Here is a 7,883-nt window from a genome sequence, read left to right on the forward strand (position 1 = left end):
TCGAGCGTCGTTTAATTTTATTATGGCGACGCTCTAGGCAAACACTTCAGTTTCAGGCATATAATTTGCTTAAGTTTGGCGCCTCGGCGCCCTGTAGTGGATGGCGCATGTGCGCCGGCGAATAAGGTGTTAAGCCCCTGCCATGAAACCATCGCTAGTCTTGAGAATGGGCCAGCAGCTGACGATGACACCGCAGCTGCAACAGGCCATCCGCCTGCTCCAATTGTCGACCCTGGACCTGCAACAGGAAATCCAGGAGGCCCTGGAGTCCAATCCGATGCTCGAACGCCAGGAAGAAGGCGACGACTTCGACAACACCGACCCGCTGGCCGACAACGTCGAGCAGAAGACCAACACCGAGATCCCGGAACCGGCCTACCAGGAAACCGCCCCGACGGTGGACAACCTCGATGATGGCGAATGGAACGAACGCATCCCCAACGAACTGCCCGTGGACACGGCCTGGGAAGACGTTTACCAGACCAGCGCCAGCAGCCTGCCGAGCAGCGATGACGACGAGTGGGACTTCACCACCCGTACCTCTGCCGGCGAAAGCCTGCAAAGCCACCTGCTGTGGCAGTTGAACCTGGCGCCGATGTCCGACACCGATCGTCTGATCGCCGTGACCCTGATCGACTGCATCAACAACCAGGGCTACCTGGACGAGACCCTCGAAGAAATCCTGGAAGCCTTCGACCCCGAGCTCGACATCGAGCTGGACGAGATCGAAGCCGTCCTTCATCGCATCCAGCAATTCGAACCGGCCGGCATCGGCGCCCGCAACCTGGGCGAGTGCTTGTTGCTGCAACTGCGCCAGTTGTCCGCCAAGACACCATGGCTGGCCGAAGCCAAGCGGCTGGTCACCGATTACATCGATCTGTTGGGCGGCCGCGACTACAGCCAACTGATGCGTCGCATGAAGCTCAAGGAAGATGAGCTGCGCCAGGTCATCGAACTGGTGCAGAGCCTCAACCCGCGCCCCGGCTCGCAGATCGAATCCACCGAACCCGAATATGTGGTCCCCGACGTGATCGTGCGCAAGCACAATGATCGCTGGCTGGTGGAACTCAACCAGGAGTCGGTGCCCAAGCTGCGGGTCAACGCCCAGTACGCCGGCTTTGTGAAGCGCGCCGACACCAGCGCCGACAACACCTTCATGCGCAACCAGTTGCAGGAAGCGCGCTGGTTCATCAAGAGCCTGCAAAGCCGCAACGAAACCCTGATGAAAGTTGCCACCCAGATCGTCGAGCATCAGCGCGGCTTCCTGGAGTACGGCGATGAAGCGATGAAACCGTTGGTCCTGCATGACATTGCCGAGGCGGTGGGCATGCACGAGTCGACGATTTCCCGGGTAACCACCCAGAAATTCATGCATACCCCTCGGGGCATCTATGAATTGAAATACTTTTTCTCCAGCCACGTCAGCACCTCCGAAGGCGGCGAATGCTCGTCCACGGCCATCCGCGCGATCATCAAAAAACTGGTGGCCGCGGAAAATCAGAAAAAGCCGTTGAGTGACAGCAAGATCGCTGGTTTACTGGAGGCACAAGGCATTCAGGTGGCCCGCCGTACCGTCGCCAAATACCGCGAATCCCTCGGGATCGCGCCTTCGAGCGAACGCAAGCGGTTGATGTAACAGGCCACGCCACAGCGTTCCAGTGGCAGGCATTTCTGCCTGCCGCTTTATGCACTGGCAACGAAGGAGAAGCTGTATGCAAGTCAACATCAGTGGACACCAACTGGAAGTGACCGAACCCCTGCGCACCTACATCGGCGAAAAACTCGACCGATTGGAGAGGCATTTCGACAAGATCACCAACGTGCAAGTCACGATGAACGTCGAGAAGCTGCTGCAGAAAATCGAAGCCACGCTGCATATCCCCGGCGGAGAAGTGGTTGCCAACGCAGAGCACACAGACATGTATGCCGCGATTGACCTGCTGACCGACAAGCTGGATCGCCAACTCAAAAAGCATAAGGAAAAGACCCAGAGCCTCCTCCAGGGCGCAACCGGTCGTTAACCCCCCCAATCCATGATCCGACTAGAAACCATCCTGACCCCCGGCCGTTCCCAAGTGAACGCGCCGGGCGGCAGTAAAAAGAAAGCCCTCGAACACATTGCCAACCTGATCCACCGCGAGGTACCGGATCTGGAAATGCAGGACGTCTTCGAGGCCCTCGTTGCCCGTGAAAAACTCGGTTCCACCGGTTTTGGCAACGGCATCGCCATTCCCCACTGCCGTCTCAAGGGTTGTGCCGCGCCGATCAGCGCGCTGTTGCACCTTGAAACCGCCATAGATTTCGACGCCATCGACGGCGCCCCGGTCGACCTGCTGTTTGTATTGCTGGTACCGGAAGCGGCGACCGATGCGCACCTTGAGCTGCTGCGCCAGATTGCCAGCATGCTGGACCGCAAGGAAGTGCGCGAAAAACTGCGCAGCGCACCGAGTAACGAAGCTTTGTACCAGGTTGTCCTGGACGAGCAGAACGGTCATTAAAAATGCGCATGATCATTGTCAGTGGCCGCTCCGGCTCCGGTAAAAGCACGGCCCTCAACGTGCTTGAGGACAGCGGCTACTATTGCATTGACAACCTGCCCGCCGGCCTGCTGCCGGAACTGGCCGAGCGCGCCCTGATCCACACCGAGTTGGCGCAGCCGCTGGTGGCGGTGTCCATCGATGCGCGTAACCTGCCAAGCCACCTGTCGCGTTTTCCTGAACTGCTCGAGGAAGTGCGCAGCCGGCATATCCAGTGCGACGTGCTGTACCTGGATGCCGATGAAGAGACACTGCTCAAGCGTTTTTCCGAAACCCGCCGGCGCCACCCACTGAGCAACGCCAACCGTTCGCTGGCCGAAGCCATCGAGGATGAAAGCCAGCTACTGGGGCCGATCGCCGACCTGGCAGACCTGAAGGTCAACACCACGCACCTGAACCTGTATCAGTTGCGCGACACGATCAAGCTGCGCCTGCTCAACCAACCTGAGCCGGGCACGGCGTTCCTGGTGGAGTCGTTCGGTTTCAAGCGTGGCATGCCCGTCGATGCCGACCTGGTGTTCGATGTGCGCTGCCTGCCCAACCCTTATTGGAAACCGGAATTGCGCGCGCAGTCCGGGCTCGACCAACCGGTGATCGACTACCTGGCCGCCCAGCCGGATGTTGAGGAAATGTACCAGGACATCTCCAGCTACCTGCTCAAATGGCTGCCCCGCTTTGCCGCGAGCAACCGCGCCTATGTCACGATCGCCATCGGCTGTACCGGCGGCCATCACCGCTCCGTCTACCTGACCGAACGCCTGGGTCAACTCCTGCAACAATCCCTGAAGAACGTCCAGGTTCGCCACCGCGACCTCAGCTAAAGGATTCACATCGCGATGCCTGCTCAGGAAATTGAAATCATCAACAAGCTGGGTTTGCATGCCCGAGCGTCGGCCAAGTTCGTCGGAGTCGCGGGCCAGTTCAAGGACACCACCATCAGGGTTGGCCGCACACCCGAGACTGCGGTCGACGGTAAAAGCATCATGGCGATGATGATGCTCGCCGCTGGCAAGGGCACCAGGATCCACCTGCACACCGAAGGTGAACAGGCGCAAGAAGCAATGGATGCCCTGGTGGACCTGATAAACAGATACTTCGACGAAGGCGAGTAACTGACCAAATCCCAAGGCGGATTTATTGTGGCAAGGGAATTCATTTGTGGGAGCAAAGCTTGCTCGCGATGAAGGCGACTCGGTAACTCAGAAAACCGAGGTGCCTGGATCGCGAGCAAGCTTTGCTCCCACAGATTCCCTCGCCACAGATAAATCACATCACCACAGATCTGCCGTTTGTCACGCCAACGCCGTATCCAACACCATCATCAGACAAAACCCCACCAGCAACCCCAGGCTCGCCAGTTTCTCGTGACCATTGCGACGGGATTCAGGAATGACCTCGTGAGTCACCACCAGCAACATCGCCCCGGCCGCCAACGCGAGCCCCAGGGGCAAGAGCATCTCGGCCAGGCTCACCAACCAGGCGCACAGCAGCGCGAACACGGGTTCGACCAGCCCTGACGCCGCGCCAATCAGGAACGCCTTGACCCGCGACATCCCCGCCGTAGCCAGCACCAGCGCGATCACCAGCCCTTCGGGTACATCCTGCAAGGCGATGCCCATCGCCAGGCTGTCGGCATCCGGCATGCCGCCGCCCGCCGACACCCCCACCGCCATACCTTCGGGAATGTTGTGGGCGATGATGGCAAACACGAACAACCAGATCCGCGGCGCAATGATCGGGCGGCCTGGCGCCGCGACGAGCCTTTCGGGACAGGCGCAGACCTTGCGGTCCACCAGATACAGCCCGAACGCGCCCAATAGAATGCCGAAACTGATGAGGCCGCTGACCGCCCAAGGCGTCAGTCCCAATCGTTCGGCCGCGGCAATGCCCGGCACGATCAGCGAAAACGCCGTGGCCGCGAGCATCACTCCGGCACCGAAGCCCAGCAGCGAATCGCTGACGGCCTGGGGCATGCGCCGGATGACCAGCACCGGCACGGCCCCCAGCGCGGTGCCCAAGGCGCAGAGCCCGCCGCCCTCGAGCGCACGCAACAGCCTGGGCTCCAGGTCCAGCCATGCCAGGCCCTGGGCCGCCAACAACGTCATCCCGGCCAACAGCAACAACGACCCCAAGGCATAGCGGAACATCCGTCCGCTTCCAATCGCCAGTGTTTGAGTATCCATAATCAGCCTTGGGTTGCTTTCAGGAAGGACTCGAAGCCAGCGCAATCTGGTAGCGCCGGGCGACCTCAGGCCAGTTGATCACGTTGTAGAAGGCGCTGATGTATTCCGGACGACGGTTCTGGTAGCGCAGGTAATAGGCGTGCTCCCAGACGTCCAGGCCAAGAATCGGTGTGTTGCCCTTCATCAGCGGGCTGTCCTGGTTGCCGCTGCTTTCCACCACCAGGGTCTTTTGCGGGGTCACGCTCAACCAGGCCCAGCCGCTGCCGAAACGAGTCAGCGCCGCTTTGGTAAAGGCCTCCTTGAAACCCTCGATACCGCCCAGCTGCGCTTCGATCGCCGCCGCCAGGGCGCCATCGGGCTGGCCGCCGCCCCGGGGCGTCATCACTTCCCAAAACAGCGAATGGTTGGCATGACCACCGCCCTGGTTGATCACTGCGGCCTGCAGGCTTGCCGGCAACTGCTCGACACTGGACACCAGTTTTTCGACAGGCCACCCGGCGTATTCGGTGCCGTCCACCGCCGCGTTGAGGTTATTGATGTAGGTCTGATGATGCTTGGTGTAGTGGATCTCCATGGTTTGCGCATCGATGTGCGGTTCCAGGGCGTCGTAGGCGTAGGGCAATGCAGGCAAGGTAAAAGCCATGTTCAATGAACTCCATGATGAAGAGGGGCATTGCGCCGCCGGGCCGTAGCGGCATTGCAGTGCAGCAGGCGTTGGGTCCGTGGGTACTCACCGTACTCGCTGATGAAATTCAGCAGTTCGACATAGGTCTTGTGGCTCTGGCGCAGCGCGGCGGTGCGCAGGGCAGGCGCCAGCCGCTCGTCCTGGATCGTCTGCAACAACCGTTGGTGGATCGCGCACAGGTATTCGGCGCTCTCCTCCGGCTGGTTCAGGCGCAAGTGCAGGTCCGCCAGGTTGTGATGGGAGACGACGCACGCGGCCACGGCTTCGTCGGCATCCGCCCAGCGCTCGAACAACACCTGGGCCAGCGCCAGGGCCTGCAGGTAGGCTTCGCGGGCGTCCACCAGCTCGCCCAGCATGAAACAGCGATTGGCCCGTTCGATCGTACGTTTCCAGTGTTCCATGATGAGTCCTCCACACAGGTGTCGGGGTTACACGCCGCCGGCGGTGAGCTTCTCCGGGTCCAGCAGGACTTCGAGTTCGCTGCGTGTCAGGTCGGTGTGCTCCAGAGCGACATCGATGACCGGCCGACCTTGCTGGTAAGCCTTCTTGGCGATTTCAGCGGCCTTCTGGTAACCGATGATCGGATTCAGCGCGGTCACCAGGATCGGGTTGCGCGACAACGCTTCCTTGAGCCTTGCCTCGTTGACCTTGAAGGTGGCGATGGCCTTGTCCGCCAGCAAGCGGCTGGCGGTGGACATCAAGGCGATGCTGCTCAGCAGGTTCTGGGCGATGATCGGCAGCATCACGTTCAATTCGAAGTTGCCCGATTGACCGGCGATAGTGATCACCGTGTCGTTGCCAATCACTTGGGCCGCCACCATCGCGGTGGCTTCAGGAATGACCGGATTGACCTTGCCGGGCATGATCGAGGAGCCCGGTTGCAAGCCTTCGAGTTCGATCTCGCCCAGGCCTGCCAGCGGCCCGGAATTCATCCAGCGCAGGTCGTTGGCGATTTTCATCAGCGACACGGCGGTGGTCTTGAGCTGCCCGGAAACCGCTACGGCGGTGTCCTGGGAGCCGATCAGCGCGAACAGGTTCTTGCCCGGAGTGAACTGCACCTGGGTCAATTGCGTCAGTTGCTGGCTGAACAGCTCGGCGAAACGTGGATGGGCATTGACGCCGGTGCCGACCGCCGTACCGCCCTGGGCCAGGGATTGCAGGCTCGGCAGCACATCCTGCAAATGGCCGATATTGGCCTTGAGCTGCTGCGCCCAACCGTCGAGCACCTGGCTCAGGCGCACCGGCATGGCATCCATCAGATGGGTGCGACCCGTCTTGATGAATGGGTGGACCTCTTCGGCCTTGCGCTCGATCACCTGCACCAGGTGCGACAGCGCCGGCAGCAGTTGCTCATGCAAGGCCAGCGCCGCGCTGACATGAATGCTGGTGGGGATGATGTCGTTGCTGCTCTGGCCGCAATTGACGTGGTCGTTCGGATTGACCGTTTCCCCCAGCAGACGACTGGCGAGGGTGGCGATCACTTCGTTGGCGTTCATGTTGGAGCTGGTGCCGGAGCCGGTCTGGAAGATATCCACCGGGAAATGGTCCATGAAACGACCTTCGAGCAGCCCCAGGGACGCATCGACGATGGCCTTGCCCTGGGCCGCGCTGATCTGTTCCAGCTCTACGTTGGCCCGGGCGGCGGCAGCCTTGGCCAGGATCAGGGCGCGGATGAACTGCGCCGGCATACGCTGGCCGCTGACCGGAAAGTTATCCACTGCGCGCTGGGTCTGGGCGCCATAGAGGGCATCCACCGGGACTTGCAGCTCGCCCATGCTGTCGCGTTCGATACGGGTATTACTCATCGGGAGATCCTTGCACCAGTTCAATAAGAGGAATCGACGGTTCCAGGGCGCAGGTCGCCAGCGCCCAGGCATGGCTCTGCCAGCGCTTGAGGCGGCAGCGGCACAGTGATTGTTGTTCGAGCTCACGCAGAGGGCGCCAGGCCTGGTCGAGGCAGAGATTGCGCCAATGCCAGGGCAGCGCGACATCCGAGGCGGTATCGAGCAGCAGCCGGAACGCGGTCTCGGAGATCATCCATGGCGAAGTGGCGGTGCAGCAGGCCAGATAGCGGCCCTCGGCCAGGTAGTGCTCGATCAACCGCGGCTCGTCCGGGTTCATCGCGCAACGGATCTGGCGACTCATCCAGCGCCAGCTTTCAAGGTAGGGTTGTTCGTGCAGGGCAGAACTCATGACCGGGGCTCACTCGGCGAATGAGATTCATTATTAGATGATAATAAGAAGCAACACAAGCCTGATGAAGATCACATTGTGGCGAGGGGATTTATCCCCGTTGGGCTGCGAAGCGGCCCTCGACAATTAACAAGACACAACGCGGGGTCAGATTTTGGGGGGCGCTCTGCGCCCCAGCGGGGATAAATCCCATAGGCGCTAACCAAACCCCAAAAATAGTAAACTGATCGTCGATAGAAGAGCTGCAAGGAAAGCAAGCGTGACACCAGGACTAGATGAAGATTG

At 60.6% G+C, this 7,883-nt stretch carries 10 protein-coding genes; 5 read left to right on the forward strand and 5 right to left on the reverse strand.

All coding sequences use genetic code 11. The features are described 5' to 3' along the window. Positions 1-142 precede the first annotated feature (142 nt). The 5 genes from ASC85_RS20950 (at position 143) to ASC85_RS20970 (ending at position 3,649) form a co-directional block, all read left to right on the forward strand. Positions 143-1,636, forward strand: coding sequence for an RNA polymerase factor sigma-54 (locus ASC85_RS20950; protein ID WP_057451139.1), 1,494 nt, complete (start codon positions 143-145; stop codon positions 1,634-1,636). A gap of 76 nt (positions 1,637-1,712) precedes the next feature. Next, positions 1,713-2,021 (forward strand): ribosome hibernation-promoting factor, HPF/YfiA family, encoded by a 309-nt coding sequence (gene hpf, locus ASC85_RS20955; RefSeq protein ID WP_003178005.1) that lies wholly within the window; start codon positions 1,713-1,715, stop codon positions 2,019-2,021. A 12-nt stretch (positions 2,022-2,033) separates the two neighbouring features. Then, the gene (gene ptsN / locus ASC85_RS20960; protein ID WP_003197847.1) at positions 2,034-2,498 is read left to right on the forward strand and encodes a PTS IIA-like nitrogen regulatory protein PtsN; all 465 of its coding nucleotides are present in this window, start codon (positions 2,034-2,036) and stop codon (positions 2,496-2,498) included. A 2-nt stretch (positions 2,499-2,500) separates the two neighbouring features. Further along, complete coding sequence (gene rapZ, locus ASC85_RS20965; protein ID WP_003197845.1) at positions 2,501-3,358, forward strand: RNase adapter RapZ; 858 nt, start codon at positions 2,501-2,503, stop codon at positions 3,356-3,358. Between the two features lie 15 nt (positions 3,359-3,373). After that, positions 3,374-3,649 (forward strand): HPr family phosphocarrier protein, encoded by a 276-nt coding sequence (locus ASC85_RS20970; protein ID WP_057451140.1) that lies wholly within the window; start codon positions 3,374-3,376, stop codon positions 3,647-3,649. A gap of 180 nt (positions 3,650-3,829) precedes the next feature. Here ASC85_RS20970 and ASC85_RS20975 read toward each other — a convergent pair whose 3' ends face one another. From ASC85_RS20975 to ASC85_RS20995, 5 genes are read right to left on the reverse strand one after another with little or no spacing between them, the layout of a single operon-like run. Then, the gene (locus ASC85_RS20975; RefSeq protein WP_057451141.1) at positions 3,830-4,720 is read right to left on the reverse strand and encodes a ZIP family metal transporter; all 891 of its coding nucleotides are present in this window, start codon (positions 4,718-4,720) and stop codon (positions 3,830-3,832) included. Positions 4,721-4,739: 19 nt separating this feature from the next. After that, a complete protein-coding gene (locus tag ASC85_RS20980; protein ID WP_057451142.1) occupies positions 4,740-5,363 on the reverse strand; it encodes a superoxide dismutase in 624 nt (207 codons plus the stop codon). A gap of 2 nt (positions 5,364-5,365) precedes the next feature. Next, a complete protein-coding gene (locus ASC85_RS20985; RefSeq protein WP_057451143.1) occupies positions 5,366-5,806 on the reverse strand; it encodes a hypothetical protein in 441 nt (146 codons plus the stop codon). A 27-nt stretch (positions 5,807-5,833) separates the two neighbouring features. Next, positions 5,834-7,210, reverse strand: coding sequence for a class II fumarate hydratase (locus ASC85_RS20990; protein WP_057451144.1), 1,377 nt, complete (start codon positions 7,208-7,210; stop codon positions 5,834-5,836). Beyond that, the gene (locus tag ASC85_RS20995) at positions 7,203-7,598 is read right to left on the reverse strand and encodes a hypothetical protein (RefSeq protein ID WP_057451145.1); all 396 of its coding nucleotides are present in this window, start codon (positions 7,596-7,598) and stop codon (positions 7,203-7,205) included. Before ASC85_RS20995 ends, ASC85_RS20990 begins: the two co-directional genes overlap by 8 nt. Between the last annotated feature and the right edge of the window lie 285 nt (positions 7,599-7,883).

Origin of the sequence: Pseudomonas sp. Root401, from assembly GCF_001425105.1 — a bacterium.
GTDB lineage: Bacteria > Pseudomonadota > Gammaproteobacteria > Pseudomonadales > Pseudomonadaceae > Aquipseudomonas > Aquipseudomonas brassicacearum.

What these genes read in the sequence shown, in the direction of transcription:
- ASC85_RS20950 (WP_057451139.1), top strand. Translation starts at nt 143, where the DNA reads ATGAAACCATCGCTAGTCTTGAGAATGGGCCAGCAGCTGACGATGACA.
- ASC85_RS20995 (WP_057451145.1), bottom strand. Translation starts at nt 7,598, where the DNA reads ATGAGTTCTGCCCTGCACGAACAACCCTACCTTGAAAGCTGGCGCTGG.
- rapZ (WP_003197845.1), top strand. Translation starts at nt 2,501, where the DNA reads ATGCGCATGATCATTGTCAGTGGCCGCTCCGGCTCCGGTAAAAGCACG.
- hpf (WP_003178005.1), top strand. Translation starts at nt 1,713, where the DNA reads ATGCAAGTCAACATCAGTGGACACCAACTGGAAGTGACCGAACCCCTG.
- ASC85_RS20985 (WP_057451143.1), bottom strand. Translation starts at nt 5,806, where the DNA reads ATGGAACACTGGAAACGTACGATCGAACGGGCCAATCGCTGTTTCATG.
- ASC85_RS20975 (WP_057451141.1), bottom strand. Translation starts at nt 4,720, where the DNA reads ATGGATACTCAAACACTGGCGATTGGAAGCGGACGGATGTTCCGCTAT.
- ASC85_RS20980 (WP_057451142.1), bottom strand. Translation starts at nt 5,363, where the DNA reads ATGGCTTTTACCTTGCCTGCATTGCCCTACGCCTACGACGCCCTGGAA.
- ASC85_RS20990 (WP_057451144.1), bottom strand. Translation starts at nt 7,210, where the DNA reads ATGAGTAATACCCGTATCGAACGCGACAGCATGGGCGAGCTGCAAGTC.
- ptsN (WP_003197847.1), top strand. Translation starts at nt 2,034, where the DNA reads ATGATCCGACTAGAAACCATCCTGACCCCCGGCCGTTCCCAAGTGAAC.
- ASC85_RS20970 (WP_057451140.1), top strand. Translation starts at nt 3,374, where the DNA reads ATGCCTGCTCAGGAAATTGAAATCATCAACAAGCTGGGTTTGCATGCC.